The following is a 17871-nucleotide window of genomic DNA, read 5'->3' as shown; positions in this document are numbered from 1 at the left end:
TTGGGGCCGAGGGTCACCTTGACGGCGTCCGCGAGCTGGTTCATGCCGCGCTCGAGACCGCGCCGGGCGTCCTCGTTAAACGCGATCATCTTGGCTGCCATACGGCTAACCTCCCAGAGAAAGGGTGGCTTACACCGGATCGAGTCGACGCCCGCGACGGCATGTGGGCCCACGACTCCGTTCGGCGGGCCCCATCGCCTCGATCCAGGATTGGCACTCTCTATGCGTGAGTGCCAACAATCTATTTAGCACTCTACCCTGCCGAGTGCAAGCCACGATCCGTTGACCTGCGCCGCCCGAGACGGAGACGTCAGCTCCGTGTCATGTGGACGTAGATCTCGCGTCACGTCGATGTGGGCCGCGCGTCATCATCGGCCCGCCGCGCGTTCCGCGCCCCCGCGGGCTTCGCGCGCCCGCGTGCGCCTCCGGGCGTCTCCGCGCGACCGCGCACCACCACCCCGCCTCTCGACCCGTACCCCCGCGCGGCCACGTGCGGCCACGTGTCCCGTACGACGCGAAGACCCGGCTCACCTGAAGGGGGGCGAGCCGGGCCTGGGCGGTGAGGATCCAGCGGACTGCGATACCGCGGGATCCACCGGCTCTTCCCTGCGAATTCACGAAACGGCTACGTCAGACCGCCCGGACGGACTCCGCCTGGGGACCTTTCTGACCCTGGGTGATCTCGAACTCGACCCGCTGGCCCTGCTCGAGGGCCCGGTAGCCGTCCATCATGATCGCGGAGTAATGGACGAACACATCCTTACCACCGTCTACCGCGATGAAGCCGTAGCCCTTGTCCGCGTTGAACCATTTGACGGTGCCCTGCGCCACTTGCGACTCCTCTTACTGGTCTTAAGGACGACGCCCATTCCTCTCGCGAAGTCCTCAATCGCCGGGACGGACTTCGCCACGTCGATCGTTCCGACCATACCTGTGGGAAGCGGTAGGGCAACAGAGTCAAGCACCAAACTACCGCTTTACGAGAGCTTTTAGTACGAGAACAGAGTTTCACTATCACTATTAGTTAGTTAAGGGTTACATCATCCATCTAGTCCACGAATATGAGCTTGCATCATAAAATACGGCACCCGCCCGGCCTGAGCCGGGCGGGTGCCGTGGAGTCGCGGGTGCCCCGAGGGTGGCGCGGGGCGGTCAGCGCCGCCTCAGGGCGGGAGAATCAACCTCCGGCCACCGCCGGGATGATGGAGACCTGGACGCCGGAGGGCGTGGCCGTGTCGAGGTTGTCGACAAAACGGACGTCCTCATCCCCTACATAGACGTTGACAAAACGTCGGATCTTTCCCGATTCATCAAGAATCCGGGCGCCGATCCCCGGGAAGTCCGCGTCGAGCTTCTGAAGAACATCACGCAGGGTCTCACCCTCTCCGTTCACCTCGGCGGCACCATCGGTGTAAGTCCGGAGAATCGTCGGAATCCGCACAGAAACGCTCATAATTCAGTACCTTTCACGATTTCTAGGCGATAGCCGCACGGAATGCGTCAAGAGAAGGCCGAATCACCGCGGTCGGGCGCGCCTCCGCGGCCACCGCGTCGAGGGTCTTGAGGCCGTCTCCGGTGTTGAGCACCACGGTCTCGGCGTCGGGGTCGAGGGTGCCCGAGGCGACCAGCTTGCGCAGCACCCCGACGACGACGCCCCCGGCGGTCTCGGCGAAGATGCCCTCGGTCCTGGCCAGCAGCCGGATCGCGTCGACGATCTCGGCGTCGGTGACGTCCTCGACCGCGCCGCCGGTGCGGCGGGCGATGTCCAGGACGTACGGGCCGTCGGCCGGGTTGCCGATCGCCAGCGACTTGGCGATCGTGTCCGGCTTGACCGGGCGGATCACGTCGTGGCCCGCCTTGTAGGCGGCGGAGACCGGGGAGCACCCCTCGGCCTGGGCCGCGAAGATCTTGTACGGCCTGTCCTCGACCAGGCCGAGCGCGACCAGCTCCTTGAAGCCCTTGTCGATCTTCGTGAGCTGCGAGCCCGACGCGACCGGGATGACGATCTGGTCGGGGATGCGCCAGCCGAGCTGCTCGGCGATCTCGTAGGCCAGGGTCTTGGACCCCTCCGCGTAGTACGGCCGGAGGTTGACGTTGACGAAGCCCCACTGGTCGCCCAGCTCGTCGCCGATGAGCTCGGAGCAGAAGCGGTTCACGTCGTCGTACGTGCCCTCGATGCCGATGAGCCTGCCGCCGTACACGGAGGCCATGACGATCTTGGCCTGCTCCAGGTCGGAGGGGATGAACACGCAGGCGTCCAGCCCGGCCCGCGCGGCGGCGGCGGTCACGGCGCCGGCCAGGTTGCCGGTGGAGGAGCAGGAAAGAGTGTGGAAACCGAAGTTGCGGGCGGCCTCGACGGCGATGGCCACCACGCGGTCCTTGAAGGAGTGCGTGGGGTTGCCGGAGTCGTCCTTCACGTGCAGGGAGCGGATGCCCAGCTCGCGGGCGAGGTTGCCGGCGTTGACGAGCTTGGTCCAGCCGGGCGCCATGTTGGGCTTGGCGGCCACGTCGTCGGGGACGGGCAGCAGCGAGCGGTAGCGCCAGATGTTGGTCGGCCCCTCGGCGATCCGCTCCCGGGTCACACGCCCGAAGTCGTACGCGATCTCAAGGGGCCCGAAACACTCGTTACAGGCGAAGCTGGGGCCGAGGTCGTAGCGGGCACCGCACTCCCGGCAGGACAGGGCGACGGCGGGGCCGAAGCGCCGGTCTCGCGCGTCGCCGGCACGACCGGAGGAGGTGGTGGTGGTGTTGTTCTCAGTGGTTGCGAGCGCCATGAAGCGAGGCCTTTCCCTCATCTTCGTCTGCGGACCACCCTGGTCACAGACCGGAATTGGCACCTGTCCCGGCCGACCTCGTTCAGATCACGAGTCTTGAACCGGGATGGTTGCCGGGGCTTCGCAGGGCCGGTCCCTCCACCCCTCTGGATGAGCAAATATTCAGTTGGAAACCTGACGCGCAGGTCCTCAGCACTCTACCCCGACCCGCCGCCCTCCTGACTCCTTGTCTCACTGTGCGAGACATGGCGTGTTATCCACCGGACGATCGAACCTTGGCCGCCGCTCGCGGGGCACCCGGCACGCGCCCCGGACGGCAGGCGGGGTCCCGCCCCCTTCCCGGTCGTCGCCGCCGGAGGCGACCCGCCGGAGCGGTCACGGCACTCGGATCCCCAGGGTGTAGGAGCCGGAGCCTGCCACGGAGACCACCCGGTAGCGGTAGTAGCCGGGCGTGCCGTTGTAGGAGATTCTCTCGTCGGGACCCGCGCTGCTGGAGGTCGCGACGACCGACCAGCCCGCCCTGTTCCACTTCTGCAGGTACAGGTCGAAGTCGGTGCCGTCGGGGCCGTCCAGGCAGGCGAAGTGGAGGCCCCCGGCGGTCGGCCTGTAGTGGAGACCCTTCGGCTGGTAGGCGGCCCCACCGGCGGCCAGGGTGCCGTTGTGGGTGTTGGGGAAGCCGTTGCAGGTGCCCGTGACCGGCGGCGGCGGATTGCCCGCGGTGGTCCTCAGGGCCAGGCCGTAGGCGGTGAGGATCGGGGCGATCGGCTGGAAGTAGGTGGTGCCGCCCTGGTTGCAGTCGCCGGAGCCGCCGGAGGTGACGCCCTGGGCCTGGTCGACGGAGATGAACGAGCCGCCGGAGTCCCCGGATTCGGCGCAGACGGTGGTGCGGGTCAGCCCGAAGACGTTGCCCTGGGGGTAGGTGATACTGGCGTCGCGCTGCTGGATGAGGCCGCAGTGCCAGTCGGTGGTGGAGCCGGACCGGCAGACCGAGGCTCCCTCGACGGCGACCTGGGCGCCGGCGACGGGCGCGGTGCCGCCCTGGCCGTTGTCCACCGTCGGGGTGGCCGTCCAGTTGTCGTTGACCGAGACCCAGGCGTAGTCGCTGCCGGGGAAGACCGATCCCTCGAAGGTGCCCTGGGCGATGCGGTTGAAGCCGGTGGTGGCGGCGCCGGTCCTGCCGCAGTGACCCGCGGTGACGAAACCCTGCCGGGTGTCCTTGAGCACGGAGAAGCCGATCGAGCAGCGGCTGGTGCCGCCGATGTAGTAGGCGTCGCCGCCCACCAGGTCGTACAGCGGCTGGGGAACCTCGGTGGAGGGCAGCACCACTACCGCCGCTTTGTTCACCTCGGCGCTCTCGATGACGTTCTCGGCCGCCTGGGGTTGCGTGGACAGGACGACCACCTTGTTCCTCTTCACGTCGACGTAGCGCGCGCTCGACACGAGCGGCTGCGGCGGCAGGGTCTCGTCGAGCTCACGCTTGATCATGGTGAGCTCCGCCAGTGACCTGGTGACGATCTCGGCCTGGACTCCCGAGTCGAGGATCGTGGGGATGTCGGCGGCACTGGTGGTGGCCGCCACCAGGGTGTGCGCGGTGCTTCCCCTGAGCCAGGTGCCGCCGAAACGGGAACCGAGCCTTCTGCTCAGCTGTGTCGCGATCGGGGTCAGCCGGACCTCGTTGAGCAGCCGGGCCTGGGCCTGCGCCGGGGTCAGGCCCAGGTCGCGCCCGAGCGCCGCCAGCATGCCCGGTGGCGGTTTCAGCGCGGCCGACATGGCCGACATGGCCGACGCGGCGGCGGGCGTGGCCGGGGCGCCCGTCGCGTGGCGTTCGGCGCCGGCCGGTACGGCTGCCAGGGCAAGTGCGCTGGCCGTCAGGGCGCATGATGCGATGACAACGTGTCTACGGAACATGTGGGCTCTCCTCGACCTTTGCCTGTGAAGCGCGAGGGGAGATCACCACATGTCACCGGTTGATCACATGATGCGGGCAACGCCACCTTAAATCAGGTGAGGCCGCCGGAGCCGCACGCCACACGGAAGGTGCGCTCGAACGGTTTCCGTCGGCGGCTCGCCCCGAACCGGGCGCCGTCCGCACCTGCCGTATCTTCACCGGGTGCCGTTCCAGCCGGTCGAAAGCCCCAGCCCGGTACCGCTCCCAGCCGGTCGGAGCCTGACCGACTGGGCACCTTTCGCGGACCGGGCGGCGGTCAGAAGCCGTAGGCGTCGCCCAGGGCGCCCTGGACGTACTTGCGCGCCTGGTGGATGCGCGACTTGGCGGTGCCCAGCGGGATGCGGAGCTGCTCGGCCACCTCGTTGTAGTCGAGCTGGCAGATATCGCGCAGCACCAGCGCCTGGGCCAGCTCCGGCTTCTCGGCCTCCAGCGCCTCCATCGCGTCGAGCAGGTCCAGCCGGGACCCGGCGATCACGCTCACCCGGGCGACGTCCGGCTTCTGCAGCGGCAGCTCGTCGGAGCTCTGCTCGGCCGCGCGGCGCTTCAGCGAGCGGTAGGTGGTCCTGGCGCAGTTGGCGGTCACGATGTGCAGCCAGGTGCTGAACCGTGCGCGCCCCTCGAAGCGGCCGATGTTGCGCGCCACCGCGAGCAGGGTGTCCTGGCAGGCCTCCTCCGCGTCCTGCCGGAAGGGGAGGATCCGGCCGCAGTGCCTGAGCACGGCGGGCTCGATCCGCTTCAGCAGCTCGCCGAGAGCGCGGTGGTCGCCCTGGGCGGCCGATCGGGCCAGGTCCTCGGTCGTCTCGTCCAGCGCCATCACGGGCCCCCATCAGCGGTCACGGTCGCTGGACATCCTACGGTCGGGGGTCGCGGATGGTGACCCTCCCTCATCGCCACAAAAAGGGTGATAGAGCGGGGCTCATCACTCCACCTGCTGACAAGAGCTGACACAATTCGATGGACGCCGTTCCTTCCATGACCTGAAGAGCGAGGACATCCCGACCAGGTGCCGGTTAACCTTGGGGTCTCCACGCTCAAGGAGAATCGATGAGCGCGATCCTGGTGGCCTCCAACCGCGGCCCCGTCTCCTTCACCCTCTCCGAGGACGGCTCGCTGTCCATGCGCAGGGGAGGTGGCGGCCTGGTCTCCGGCCTGTCGGAGGTCGCGAAAGACCTCAACGTCCTGTGGGTCTGCGCGGCGCTGTCCGACGGCGACCGCGGCGCCGTGCGGCTGGCCCCCGGCGGCCGGCTCGACCAGGCGGGCTACGACACCGGGGCGCTGCGGATGCTCGACATCCCCCCGGCGACCTTCCACCGCGCGTACAACGCGGTCGCCAACTCCACCCTCTGGTTCGTCCACCACCTCCTGTACGACATCCCCAACAGGCCCTACTTCGACGCCAGGTTCCGCCGTGAGTGGGAGTCGTACCAGTCCTACAACGAGGCGTTCGCGATGGCGCTGGCCGAGGAGGCCCCGCACGGGGCGCGGGTGATGGTGCAGGACTACCACCTGAGCCTGGTCCCGGCCATGCTCAGGGGGGAGCGCCCCGACCTGCGGGTGGCGCACTTCTCGCACACGCCGTGGGCGCCGCCCGAATACTTCAACCTGCTCCCCGACGACGTCGCGACCGAGCTCCTCGAGGGCATCCTGGGCGCCGACCACGCGGGCTTCCTCACCGCTCGCTGGGGCGGGGCGTTCATGGACTGCTGTGAGACGGTGCTCGGCGCGCGGGTCGACCGCGGGGAGCGTACGGTCACGCACGCGGGCAGGACGACCAGGATCGGCACCCACAGCCTGGGCGTGGACGGCAAGGCGCTCTGGACGCGGGCGTCCGAGCCCGACGTGGAGTCGCACATGGCCGCGCTCCGCGCCCAGGTGGGCGACCGCAGGCTCATCGTGCGGATCGACAGGACGGAGCTGTCGAAGAACATCGTGCGGGGACTGGTCGCCTACAAGCAGTTCCTCGCTGCCCACCCGGAGTGGCACGGCCGGGTCACCCATCTCGCCTTCGCCTACCCGTCCCGGCACGACCTGCCCGAGTACCGCGAGTACACCGCGGCGGTGCAGCGCTGCGCCGAGGAGATCGAGGACGAGTACGCCACCGAGGACTGGGACCCGCTGATCCTCAACGTCGACGACGACTACCCGCGCTCACTGGCCGCCTACCGGCTGGCCGACGTGCTGCTGGTCAACCCGATCCGCGACGGCATGAACCTGGTCGCCAAGGAGGGGCCGATCCTGTCGCCGCACAGCGCGCTGGTGCTGTCGCGGGAGGCCGGCGCCGCCGTCGAGCTGGGCGAGCACGCGCTGACGGTGAACCCCTACGACGTCTCGGCCACGGCCGCCGCGCTGCACGAGGGCCTGACGATGCCCTCGGACGAGCGCGCCAGGAGGGGGGTCCTGCTGGCCGCCGCGGCGACCGCGCTCCCCCCGCACCGGTGGTTCGCCGAGCAGCTCGACGCCCTCGGGTGACGACCCAGATCATTAAGCGGTTTTAGACCTGTATGAGATAGTTTTTGTGGCTATTTCACTTTTCTGGCGTACGGGAGACCGAGTTGACCGCGATCGCGCCCGTCCGGCTGATCCGCGACCGCGCGACCTGGCTGATCTACCTCCAGCTCGGTGTCTTCGCCACCTACCTGTACGGCCTCAGCGCCGCGCTCCCGCTGCTCCGCCTCGACCAGGGCGTGTCCCAGGCGGTCGCCGGGCTGCACGGGACGGCGATGGCCGTCGGCGGCATCATCACCGGCCTCGCCCTGCCCTGGCTGACCGGGAGGATCGGCCGCCGGGCCGTCATCTGGACCGGGATGGCCGGGATGAGCGCCGGCACGCTCATGGTCGCGGCGGCGCCCACCGCGCTGCCGGTCACTCTCCTCGGGTACGGCGTCGCCAGCGGGATGTCCTCGATCACCCTGTACTCGGGCATGGCCGCGCTCGACGACCGGCACGGCCCCGCGGGCCCGGCGGCGATCAGCGAGGCCAACGCCGTCTGCGTGATCGTCGGCATCGGGGTCCCGTTCGTGGTCAGCGCCGCCGCGCAGAGCGCCCTCGGCTGGCGGGCCGCGCTGCTGGTGACCCCCGCGCTGGCCGCGCTGCTCGCGCTGGTCATGGGGCGCGTACGGCTTCCCGAGCCCGGCGACACCACCGGCGGCGCCGCCGCGGAGGGGCGTGCCCGCTTCGGCTGGCGGTTCTACCTCGCCGCCGCCGTGCTGTTCTGCTGCGTCGCGACGGAGTTCTCCTTCAACCTGTGGGCGGCCAAGCTGTTCTCCGACCAGACCGGGCTGCCCGCGGCGGTGTCCGCGACCGCGGTCGCGGCGTTCACCGCCGGGATGGCGGCCGGGCGGCTGGCCGGGGCCTGGCTGGCCCTGCGGGTGCCCCCGACCGTGCTGTTCCTCGGCGCCCTCCTGGTCGCGGCCGCCGGGTGGGCGATCTTCTGGCTGAGCACGAACCCGGTGTTCTCCTACGCGGGCCTGGCCGTGTCGGGACTGGGGATCGCGCTGCACTTCCCGATGGCGCTGTCCCGGGTGCTGGCCGCCTCCGGCGGGCGGCGGGACCGGGCGTCGGCGATGGCCTCGATCTTCGCCGGGCTGGCGGTGGGGATCGGGCCGTTCCTGCTGGGCGCGCTGGCCGACGGGTTCGGCACCCAGCAGGCGTTCCTGATGGTCCCCGCCCTGATCGGGCTCGCCGTCGGAGGGCTGCTGATCACCGCGGGCGGACGTCTCCGGGCGGGCGCCGGCGAGCCCGCCTGAGCGGACGCGGGCGGGGACTCCCGGCGCGTAGCTCCACCTGGGCGCACGTGGGCGCACGAGCGTCCGCGGACCCCTCCGGGCGGACGGCTCACCCGGGCGGGCTTCGCCCTACGCCTCCCTCTCGACGGCGTCGGCGATCGAGGTGAGGAGCTCCAGGACCCCCGGCGGCCCGTCCACCACGATGTCGGCCTCCACCTCGATCTCGGGCGACCCGCTGAACACCGTCACGCCCGGCAGCCCGGAGGCCCGCACGGCCGCGAACGCCGCGAGGTCGCCCAGGTCGTCCCCGGCGAACAGCACCGACCTGGCGGCCCGCTCGCCCAGGAAGGCGCTCAGCGCCACCCCCTTGTCCATCCCCGGCGGGCGCAGCTCCAGCACGAACTTGCCCGGCTCCACCGCCAGCCCCGCACCGGCGGCCAGCGCGGCGACCGGCTCGCGCAGCGCGTCGAGCGCCGCCCACGGGTCGGCGGCCTGCCGGGTGTGCACGGCCACCGACCGCTCCTTGTCCTCGATCCTGATCCCCTCGATCCCCGCCACCAGCGGGACGAGCCCGGTGCGGGCGAGGTCGAGGCCCGGGTGGACGGGCGGCGCGGCGAGCGCCCCCGCCTCCCAGCGTTCGAGGCCGTAGTGCCCGAGCACGACCAGCCCCGGCACACCGGCCAGGGAGCCGTACTCGACGGCCGTGGCGGCCGGACGGCCGGTCACGATCACCACGGCGCCGACCAGGCGGCCGAGCCTGGCCAGCACCTCGGCCCCGCCGGGGTGGATCCTGGCCGCCGCGGGGTCCGGGACGATCGGGGACAGCGTGCCGTCGAAGTCGAGCCCGATCACCGCTCCCGCCGGGTCGGCGACGATCGCCTTCAGCCCGTCGGACGTATTCGTCGTCATGCCCGCCTCAGCCTGTCGAGTGTGTTCGCCGTCATACCGGCTCCGCTCTCGCGATCGCCGTCCGACCGGTCGTACCCGAACATCAGGGGCGTAAGCCCATTTTCCGGGCGGCACGATCGCGGCGCCGGGTCTCCCGGAGCCGGCGCAGGCGCTTGACCAGCATCGGGTCGTGGGCGAGCGCCGCCGGCAGGTCGATGAGCTCGCTGAGCAACTGGTAGTAGCGCGTCGCGGAGATGTCGAAGGCCTCGCGGACCGCCTGTTCCTTGGCGCCCGCGTAGCGCCACCACTGGCGCTCGAAGGCGAGCAGCTCGCGCTCCCTGTCGGTGAGAGCCCTCGGCGCGGGCTCCGGAGCAGCGCTGTCACCGGAGCTCGACGCGGTGTCCATTGCTTCCTCCTACCTCGGGGCACGCGGCGACCACACCGCGCACGCGCGGCCCGAAGTCAGGATAGTCCGGAATTTCGCGCTGTTCATGACGGATGTGGAGACGTACAGTCACCAGATGTGACCTCTGTCATCAGCCTTCTCACCGACTACGGACTGGAAGACGGCTACATCGCCGCATGTCACGGCGTGATCGTCGGAATCTCTCCGGAGTCGCGAATCATTGACGTGTGCCATCTGGTCCCCTCGGGGGACGTACGGCGCGGTGCGGCGATCCTGGCCCAGACGATCGCCTACCTTCCTTCGGGCGTGCACGTCGCCGTGGTGGATCCCGGCGGCGGCGGCTCGCGCCGGGCCGTGGCCGTCCAGGCCGGCGACCACATGTTCCTGGGCCCGGACAACGGGCTGCTGTCGTGGGCGATCCACGCCAGCGGGGGCGCGCGAGCCGCCTACGAGCTCTCCAACAAGGAGCTCTTCCTGGAACCGGTCTCGCCGACCTTCCACGGCCGCGATCTCTTCGCCCCGGTGGCGGCGCACCTGGCGATCGGGTGCCATCCGTCCGAGCTGGGACCGGAGATCCCGCTGGAGCGGCTCGTCTCGCTGCCCGCGCCCACCTCCGTGCTGCGGGAGGACTACGTCGAGGGGGAGGTGCTGTCGGTCGACCGGCACGGCAACGCCCAGCTGTCGATCGGCTCCGGCGATCTGATGACGCTGGACGTCGCGCCGGGAGACACCCTGGTGGTCTGGCTGGGCAGGCGACGGCTCTCGGTGCCGTTCAGGGAGACCTTCGCCGCGGTCCCGCCCGGGGAGGTCGTGGCCTTCATCGACTCGGCCGGGCTGATCGCGCTGGCGGTCAACTCCGGCGACGCCTCCCAGCGGCTGGGCCTGCCGCCCGGCGCCCACGTTCGGCTCTCCCCCTCTCCCTGACATGCACAACAAATGTGATTTAAGAGGAAATCACGCCATGCATCATCCCGTTTAGTGAAGCACCTTTTTCGTCGGTAGCTTTTTCCACCGGAATCACGCATGCCGGAATTCAGGTGACGTTTCCCGATCCCCCATGGAAAATGTGACCGCGCCGCCCTCTCCGTGGCCGCCGGCATGCCTTCGCGGCGACGGCTCCCCCCCTGGGGCAGGCCCTTCCCGCCCTGCCGCCCGCCGGGAAGCCGCCCTCGACCGGATATACGAGCTGACCTGGCGATTAAGGAATTCGGCGAGACGTGAAAGGCCGAACGCGCCCGGATCGGATCGGCGATCGGCCGAGTTTCGTTCGGATATAACCCCGCGATCATTGCCACAAGCTGACCATTCTTGACCCTCCAGAAAGCATGTCGCTGGATAGTCTCACTCCCGTTACTTTGAGTAGCCGCGTGCAGACGGTCCGTTCCAGAGGCCCCAGACACTGCCGCGACGATTTCCTTCCAGGGGGAACCACAATGATTCGTCGTCTTCTCATCACCTCCGCGTGTGTCGGTATCGCCGTCATCGCGCCGGCCGCGGTCGCGTCCGCGTCCACCTCCTCCACCTCCACGGCCAAGGTCAGCGCCCAGTCGGTCGTCAAGGCCGCCGCCAAGGCCAAGGCCGCCAAGAAGGCCGCCGACTGCTGCGGCGTCGGCGTCGTCAGCGGCGCTGCGGCCTTCGTCCCGACGAGCACCGTCACGTACGGCACCACCGTCATCCCCACCGCCGTGAGCAGCGGCATCGGCTGTGGCGGCGTCCTCGGCGGCGGCGTCTACGGTGGCGGCGTGTACGGCGGCGGCCTCTACGGTGGCGGCCTCTACAGCGGCGGCTGCTACGGCGGCGGCGTGTACGGCGGCGGCGTCTACGGTGGCGGCTTCGGCGGCGGCGGCTTCTACGGCGGCGGCTTCGGCGGCGGCTTCGGCGGGGGCGGCATCCTCGGCGGCGGCCTCTTCGGCCGTGGCGGCAACACCATCGGCGGCGGCGGCAACATCATCAGCAGCGGCAGCGGAACCGGCCACGGCGTCGGCATCGGCGGCCTCGTCGGCATCGGCGGCGTCGGCGTCGACATCCTCTAGCAGGGCAGACACCCTGCGGTGAAGCGGTGAAGCAGACAGGGCGCGGCCTCCACAACTCCATGTGGGGGTCGCGCCCTTCGCTGTTCCGGGTCCTGCTGTCTCGGGTCCGGCTGTTGCGTGCCCCCGCCCGCGGGCTCTCCGGGCTCCCCGCCCCTCCCCGCCTCCGGGGCCGTGTCCGCCGTCGCCTTCCCCGCCCTCTCCCTGGCGCTCTCCTACACGTGGATCACGTCGTGGGTCTCGGCGAAGTGGCAGGCGCTCGCGTGCGCGGTGCCGGGCCGGATCTGCAGCAGCGGCTCCTCGACGGCGCAGATCTCCTGGGCCTTCCAGCACCGCGTACGGAACCGGCAGCCCGACGGCGGGTTGGCGGGGGACGGCGGGTCACCCTGGAGGATGATCCGCTCGCGTCGCTCGCGCCCCTCGGGGTCGGGCACCGGAACGGCCGACAGCAGCGCCTGGGTGTAGGGGTGCGCGGGCCGGTCGTAGATCTCGACGTCCTTACCGATCTCCACCATCTTGCCCAGGTACATCACCCCGACCCGGTCGGAGATGTGCCGGACCACCGACAGGTCGTGGGCGATGAAGACGTACGCGAGGCCGAGGTCGTCCTGCAGCCGCTCCAGCAGGTTGACGACCTGCGCCTGGATCGACACGTCCAGCGCGGAGACCGGCTCGTCGCAGACGATGATCTCCGGCTGGAGCGCCAGCCCGCGGGCGATCCCGATGCGCTGGCGCTGGCCGCCGGAGAACTGGTGCGGGTAGCGGTTGATGTGGTCGGGGTTGAGGCCGACCACCTCGAGGAGGTCCTGGACCTTGCGGCGCCGGTCCCCCTTGGGGGCGACCTCCTGGTGGATCTCGAACGGCTCGCCGATGATGTCGCCCACCGTCATCCGGGGGTTCAGCGAGGTGTACGGGTCCTGCATGACCATCTGGATGTTGCGGCGGGCCCGCTTGAGCTCGCCGCGCCTGGCGTCGGCGATCTCCCTGCCGTTGATCTTCACCGAGCCCGAGGTCGGCCGCTCCAGCGCCATCAGGAGCTTGGCCAGCGTGGACTTGCCGCACCCGGACTCGCCCACGATGCCGAGCGTCTCGCCCCGGCGCAGGTCGAAGGAGACCCCGTCGACGGCCTTGATCGCGCCGACCTGCTTGCGCAGGATGACGCCCTGGGTCAGCGGGAAGTGCTTGACCAGGTCGCGGACCTCAAGGATCGGCTCACCCGTGGCTGCCATCGAGGACCTCCCTCCAGTAGTGACACGCGCTGCCGCGCGTCGGGCCGATCTCGTACAGCGGGGGCGCGTCGACGACGCAGTTGTCCTGACGGTACGGGCACCGGGGGTGGAAGGCGCAGCCCGTGGGCATGTCGAGCAGGTTCGGCGGCATGCCCTTGATGGCGTACAGCTCCTGCCCCTTCTGGTCGACCCGGGGAATCGAGTCGAGCAGGCCCTTGGCGTACGGGTGGGCGGGCCTGCGGTAGATGTCGTGCACGAGGGCGTTCTCCACGATCCGCCCGCCGTACATGACCGCGATCTTGTCGGCGACGTCGGCCACCACGCCGAGGTCGTGGGTGATCAGGATCAGGCCCATGTTGCTCTCGCGCCGCAGCTCGCCCAGGAGTTCCATGATCTGGGCCTGCACCGTCACGTCGAGGGCGGTGGTCGGCTCGTCGGCGATCAGCACCTCGGGGTCGAGCGCGATCGACATCGCGATCATGATGCGCTGGCGCATTCCCCCGGAGAACTGGTGGGGGTAGTCGTGCACCCGCTGTTTGGCGGCCGGGATGCGGACCCGGTCCATCAGCTCGATCGCCTTCTTCTGGGCGTCGCGCTTGGAGGCGCCCCGGTGCACCCGGAACATCTCCCCGATCTGGGCGCCGACGGTGAACACCGGGTTCAGCGCGGAGAGCGCGTCCTGGAAGATCATCGCGATCCGCCGGCCGCGCACCTGGGTGCGGGCCTCCTCGGACAGGTCGAGCAGGTTCGTGCCCCGGAAGCGGATCTCGCCCTTGGGAATGCGGGCCGGCGGGGAGTCGAGGATGCCCATGATGGCCTGCGCGGTCACCGACTTGCCCGAGCCGGACTCGCCGAGCACCGCGAGCGTCTCCCCGGGGTTCAGCGAGTAGCTGACCCCGTTGACCGCCTTGACCAGGCCCTGCCTGGTCACGAACTCCACGTGCAGGTCGTCGACGGCGAGCAGCGGCTCGCTGCCCGGCGCCTCCCTGGACGGCACCACCGGCGTTGAGGTCTTCTTCACGGGTCCCCCTACCGCAGCTTCGGGTCGAGGGCGTCGCGGACGGCGTCGCCCAGCATGATGAAGGCCAGCACCGTCAGGCTCAGGAACAGCGCCGGGAACAGCAGCGCCCACGGAGCCTCCAGGAAGCGCTCCCTGGCATCGGAGATCATGAGCCCCCAGGAGATGTCGGGCGAGCGCAGGCCCACACCGAGGAAGGACAGGCCGGCCTCCGCGGCGATGAAGTAGCCCAGGTTGATCGTGGCGACCACGATCACCGAGGCGATCGCGTTCGGCAGGATGTGCCGGAACATGATCCTCGACGCGGAGGCGCCGAGCGCCCTCGCCGCGAGCACGTAGTCCTGGCTCTTGGCGGTGATCACCGCCGCCCGCATGATCCGGTACGTCATCGGCCAGGTCAGCACGGCCAGCGCGAGCATGACGGTCCACACGTTGCCCGTGCGGAAGACCGCCAGGATGAGCAGGGCGCCGAGGATCGACGGGATCGCGAAGAAGATCTCCGTGAGCCGGGAGAGCAGGGTGTCCAGCGTGCCGCCCCTGAATCCCGCGAAGAGACCGAGCAGGCCGCCCACGATCGCGGTGACGACGGTGGTGGCCAGCCCGACCACGATCGAGTTGCGGGCGCCGTAGATGGTGCGGGCGTAGATGTCGCAGCCGAGGTTGTCGGTGCCGAACCAGTGGGTCGCGCTCATGCCCAGCCGGGCGTCGCCCAGGTCGCAGCTCTTGGCGTCGAACGGGTTCACCGAGGTGAACAGCGAGGGGACCACCGCCATGACGACCAGGACGGCGATGAGGAGGGACGCCCCGATGAAGAGCGGGCGGCGGCGCAGGTCGTACCAGGCGTCGCCCCACAGGCTCGCGGCCTTGGGCGCCTTGGCGCCCTTGGCGCCCCTTCTGGGCCTGCCGTGCTTGGGGTTCCCGGTCTGCCCTCCGGCCGGGACAAGAGTGTCACTCATAACGGATCCTCGGGTCGAGCACGGCGTAGAGCAGGTCGACGACCAGGTTGGCAAGGATGTAGATCAGCACCAGGACGGTCACGATGCCGACGACCACGGGCTGCTCGCGCAGGTACACGGAGCTGAACAGCTGCTGGCCGATGCCCGGCAGGTTGAAGATCGTCTCGGTGATCACCGCGCCGCCCATCAACGTACCGAGGTCGGCGCCCAGGTAGGTGACCAGCGGGATCAGCGCGTTGCGCAGCGCGTGCCGCCCGACGACCCGGTTCCGGGGCAGGCCCTTGGCCACCGCGGTGCGGATGTAGTCGGCGCGCAGGATCTCCACCAGGCTGTTCCTGGCCAGCCGGGTGAGGTAGGCGATCGACGTCCCCGCGAGCACGAAGCCGGGCAGCAGGTAGCTGCGCCAGCCCTCCGTCACGCCCGCGACGGGAAAGAGGTCGATCCCGGCCTGCTTGAGCTTCACGCCCAGCAGCAGCTGGAGCACGAAGCCGGTCACCAGGGTGGGGATGGAGATCAGCACCAGGGTGGAGGCGAGGATCATCGAGTCGCTGGCCTTGCCGTGGCGCAGCGCCGCGTACAGGCCGAGCCCCACGCCGATGACGGCCTCCATCACCAGGGCGGTCGCCGCCAGGTTGATGGTCACCTGGAACTTGCCGGCCATGATCTCGTCGACCCCGACGCCGGCGAAGGTGGTACCGAAGTCACCGCCGAGCAGGCCGGTGATGTAGTACCAGTACTGCACCAGGAACGGGTCGTTCAGGTGGTACTGCTCGCGCAGGATGGCGACGATGTTGGGGTCTATGCGCTTCTCGCCCGCCAGCGCCGCGATGGGGTCTCCGGGCAGCGCGAAGACGATGGCGTAGATGAGCAGGGTGGCGCCCACCAGGACTGGTATCGCCTGGATCAGGCGCCTGAGGATGTAACGGCCCATTCGTATCTCCCGTAGGTACCCGGGGCGATCTCGCGGACCGGCGGGTCACACGGTGCCGCGAGATCGTTCCGGGCGGCCGGTGGGGCCGGGCTCCCGCCCGGCCCTCAACCGGTCGTCAGCTGGCCTTCTCGACCTCGGTCCACTCGATCTGGTTGAGAAGATTGATCTTGACGCCCTTGACGTGCTGGGAGAACGCGGCGTTGGTCCGGTAGAAGTACACCGGAATGTACGGCAGTTCCTTGATCAGGATGTCGTCGGCCTGCTGGTAGAACTTCAGGCCCTCCTCCTGCGTCGGGGCGGTGTCGCCCTTGGCCAGGAGCTCGTCGAACTCCTTGTTCGACCAGCCGGCGTAGTTGGAGCCGGTCTTGATCGCGACAGTGGAGAAGATCGGGGTCAGGTAGTTCTCCGCCGACGGGTAGTCGATCGCCCAGCCCATGCGGAACATGCCGCCGTAGGTCTTCTTGTCGAGCTCGTCGAGAATCGAGGCGAACTTCTCGAAGGGCTTGACCGTCACCTCGATGCCCAGGTTGGCGCGGAGGCTGTTCGCGACGGCCTCGATCCACTCCTTGTGCGGGCCGTCGGTGTTGTAGCCCAGCTCCAGCGTCTTGGGGCCGTTGTTCTCCGCGTACTGCGCCTTGGCCTTGTCGGGCTCGTAGCTGCAGGCCGCGCAGGCACCGGCGCGGTAACCCTCGAGGAGGGGGTTGATGAAGTCGTCGGCCGGGGCGCGCGTGCCGGAGAAGACCTTGTCGGCGATGGTCGCGCGGTCGATGGCCATGGAGATGGCCTCGCGGACCTTCACGTTCGCGTACGTCTTGTTGTACTGCAGCGGGAAGCCGATGTAGCCGACGCCGGCGTCCGCCTCGTCCATGTAGCGCTCGCCGAGCTCCGACTTGGCCCGGGCGATCGCCGAGGGGGGCAGCGAGTCGTGCACGTCGAGGTTGCCCGCGGCCAGGTCGTTGAACGCGGTCTCCGGGCTCGTGTAGAGCTTGAACTGGAGCTTGGTGAACTTCGGCTTCGTCCCGGCGAACTTGTCGTACCGGGTGAGGTCGATCGTCTGGTCGGTGCCCTTGTTGTAGGGCTTGTCGATCTGGAAGTAGCCCTGGCCGATCGGCTTCTTGGCGTACTCCTCGGTGACCTTGCCGTCGGGGCCGAAGGCCGCCTTGGGCAGCGGGTAGAACGCCGTGTAGCCCAGCATCGTCTTGAACTGCGAGAACGGCTTGGCGAGGGTGACGCTGAAGGTGCTCTCGTCGATGACCTTCAGGCCCTTCATCTCCTTGGTGGAGACGGTCTGGCCCTCGCCCGGGTTCAGGTCGGCCCAGCCGTCGACCCGGCTGAAGAAGCCGTTTGCGCCCTGGACGTTGTCCTGGTTGGCGGCGTAGTTCCACGCGTCGACGTAGTTCTGCGCGATCAGCTTCTCGCCGTTGTGCCAGGTGTAGCCGGGCTTGAGCTTGATCGTCCACACCGTGTTGTCGGTCGACTCGATCGACTCGGCGACCTCGTTCACGACCTGCTTGTTCTCGTCGTAGCCGACCAGCGGGGCGAAGATGGCGGCCATGACCTCGGAGCCCTCGGACTCGGTGGTGTCACCGGGGTAGAAGAGCTTCTGCGGCTCGCCGAGCTCCATACGCACGGGCTGGTCGGCCGCGGCCGTCCCACCATCCGAGGACGTCGAGCTGCCACACGCGGTCAGCGCGAGGGCGAGCAACGCGGTGCCGGCGGTGAGCCGCGCACCCTTAGAAACGCGCATTGCGGTAAATCCTCCCTTTGCAGGCTTACGTCGACACTGAGTCCGTGACCCGAGCACCGCGAAGGAGGATCTTGTGGTCCCTGCTTCCCGCTGTTCCGGTCCGGGTGCTGACGCCACACCGATCGATCGCGACTATTCCCTACCGCTCCACACCGACTTATATCTGTGATGTTGCAGTTCGGTCACGCATGAACCGATTCGGCGTCACATACCTGCCAA

The 17871-nt window shown here is 69.3% G+C and carries 16 protein-coding genes and 1 riboswitch; of the genes, 4 read left to right on the top strand and 12 right to left on the bottom strand.

Annotation, left to right across the window (positions count from 1 at the left end; all coding sequences use genetic code 11):
• Nucleotides 1-630: 630 nt before the first annotated feature.
• The 5 genes from ACTOQ3_RS42560 to ACTOQ3_RS42540 all read right to left on the bottom strand — a co-directional run bounded on the left by ACTOQ3_RS42560 (nt 631) and on the right by ACTOQ3_RS42540 (nt 5536).
• Entirely contained in the window at nt 631-831 is a 201-nt protein-coding gene (locus ACTOQ3_RS42560) for a cold-shock protein (protein WP_012895270.1), read from the bottom strand.
• A 346-nt stretch (nt 832-1177) separates the two neighbouring features.
• Nucleotides 1178-1453, bottom strand: coding sequence for a MoaD/ThiS family protein (locus tag ACTOQ3_RS42555; protein ID WP_350977546.1), 276 nt, complete (start codon nt 1451-1453; stop codon nt 1178-1180).
• Between the two features lie 22 nt (nt 1454-1475).
• Nucleotides 1476-2774, bottom strand: a complete 1299-nt coding sequence (gene thrC, locus ACTOQ3_RS42550; protein ID WP_440089703.1) for a threonine synthase — start codon at nt 2772-2774, stop codon at nt 1476-1478.
• A gap of 14 nt (nt 2775-2788) precedes the next feature.
• Nucleotides 2789-2931: riboswitch (SAM riboswitch) on the bottom strand.
• Between the two features lie 218 nt (nt 2932-3149).
• Nucleotides 3150-4682, bottom strand: a complete 1533-nt coding sequence (locus tag ACTOQ3_RS42545) for a S1 family peptidase (protein ID WP_440089701.1) — start codon at nt 4680-4682, stop codon at nt 3150-3152.
• A 296-nt stretch (nt 4683-4978) separates the two neighbouring features.
• Complete coding sequence (locus tag ACTOQ3_RS42540; RefSeq protein ID WP_344744275.1) at nt 4979-5536, bottom strand: RNA polymerase sigma factor; 558 nt, start codon at nt 5534-5536, stop codon at nt 4979-4981.
• Nucleotides 5537-5766: 230 nt separating this feature from the next.
• Between ACTOQ3_RS42540 and ACTOQ3_RS42535 the strand changes: the two genes are divergently transcribed.
• Nucleotides 5767-7191, top strand: a complete 1425-nt coding sequence (locus ACTOQ3_RS42535) for an alpha,alpha-trehalose-phosphate synthase (UDP-forming) (RefSeq protein WP_440089700.1) — start codon at nt 5767-5769, stop codon at nt 7189-7191.
• An 83-nt stretch (nt 7192-7274) separates the two neighbouring features.
• Nucleotides 7275-8468 carry an MFS transporter gene (locus ACTOQ3_RS42530; protein WP_440089698.1) on the top strand — a complete coding sequence of 398 codons (1194 nt, stop codon included), beginning with the start codon at nt 7275-7277 and terminating at the stop codon, nt 8466-8468.
• A gap of 108 nt (nt 8469-8576) precedes the next feature.
• On the opposite strand, the gene otsB is transcribed toward ACTOQ3_RS42530, so the two are convergent.
• Together otsB and ACTOQ3_RS42520 are read right to left on the bottom strand one after the other, a co-directional pair.
• Complete coding sequence (gene otsB, locus ACTOQ3_RS42525) at nt 8577-9356, bottom strand: trehalose-phosphatase (RefSeq protein ID WP_440089696.1); 780 nt, start codon at nt 9354-9356, stop codon at nt 8577-8579.
• Between the two features lie 82 nt (nt 9357-9438).
• A complete protein-coding gene (locus ACTOQ3_RS42520) occupies nt 9439-9741 on the bottom strand; it encodes a DUF3263 domain-containing protein (protein ID WP_440089694.1) in 303 nt (100 codons plus the stop codon).
• A gap of 117 nt (nt 9742-9858) precedes the next feature.
• Between ACTOQ3_RS42520 and ACTOQ3_RS42515 the strand changes: the two genes are divergently transcribed.
• Together ACTOQ3_RS42515 and ACTOQ3_RS42510 are read left to right on the top strand one after the other, a co-directional pair.
• Nucleotides 9859-10665 carry an SAM hydrolase/SAM-dependent halogenase family protein gene (locus tag ACTOQ3_RS42515; protein WP_440089692.1) on the top strand — a complete coding sequence of 269 codons (807 nt, stop codon included), beginning with the start codon at nt 9859-9861 and terminating at the stop codon, nt 10663-10665.
• A 509-nt stretch (nt 10666-11174) separates the two neighbouring features.
• A complete protein-coding gene (locus tag ACTOQ3_RS42510; protein WP_440089691.1) occupies nt 11175-11774 on the top strand; it encodes a hypothetical protein in 600 nt (199 codons plus the stop codon).
• A gap of 212 nt (nt 11775-11986) precedes the next feature.
• Here the strand turns inward: ACTOQ3_RS42510 and ACTOQ3_RS42505 are convergent, their stop codons facing one another.
• The 5 genes from ACTOQ3_RS42505 to ACTOQ3_RS42485 form a co-directional block, all read right to left on the bottom strand.
• On the bottom strand, nt 11987-13000 hold the full coding sequence (locus tag ACTOQ3_RS42505) for an ABC transporter ATP-binding protein (protein ID WP_440089690.1): 1014 nt from the start codon (nt 12998-13000) through the stop codon (nt 11987-11989).
• Nucleotides 12984-14021 (bottom strand): ABC transporter ATP-binding protein, encoded by a 1038-nt coding sequence (locus tag ACTOQ3_RS42500; protein ID WP_440074010.1) that lies wholly within the window; start codon nt 14019-14021, stop codon nt 12984-12986. The genes ACTOQ3_RS42505 and ACTOQ3_RS42500 overlap by 17 nt, the downstream gene beginning before the upstream one ends.
• Before the next feature lie 8 nt (nt 14022-14029).
• Nucleotides 14030-14974, bottom strand: a complete 945-nt coding sequence (locus tag ACTOQ3_RS42495; RefSeq protein WP_440089688.1) for an ABC transporter permease — start codon at nt 14972-14974, stop codon at nt 14030-14032.
• Nucleotides 14967-15905, bottom strand: a complete 939-nt coding sequence (locus ACTOQ3_RS42490; protein WP_440089686.1) for an ABC transporter permease — start codon at nt 15903-15905, stop codon at nt 14967-14969. The genes ACTOQ3_RS42495 and ACTOQ3_RS42490 overlap by 8 nt, the downstream gene beginning before the upstream one ends.
• Before the next feature lie 115 nt (nt 15906-16020).
• Nucleotides 16021-17652, bottom strand: a complete 1632-nt coding sequence (locus ACTOQ3_RS42485) for a peptide ABC transporter substrate-binding protein (RefSeq protein ID WP_440089684.1) — start codon at nt 17650-17652, stop codon at nt 16021-16023.
• Between the last annotated feature and the right edge of the window lie 219 nt (nt 17653-17871).

It is taken from the genome of Streptosporangium sp. LJ11 (genome assembly GCF_051918945.1).
GTDB lineage: Bacteria > Actinomycetota > Actinomycetes > Streptosporangiales > Streptosporangiaceae > Streptosporangium.
The sequence above is the reverse complement of the archived record's forward strand: the minus strand, read 5'-3'. Positions and strand labels throughout refer to the sequence as shown.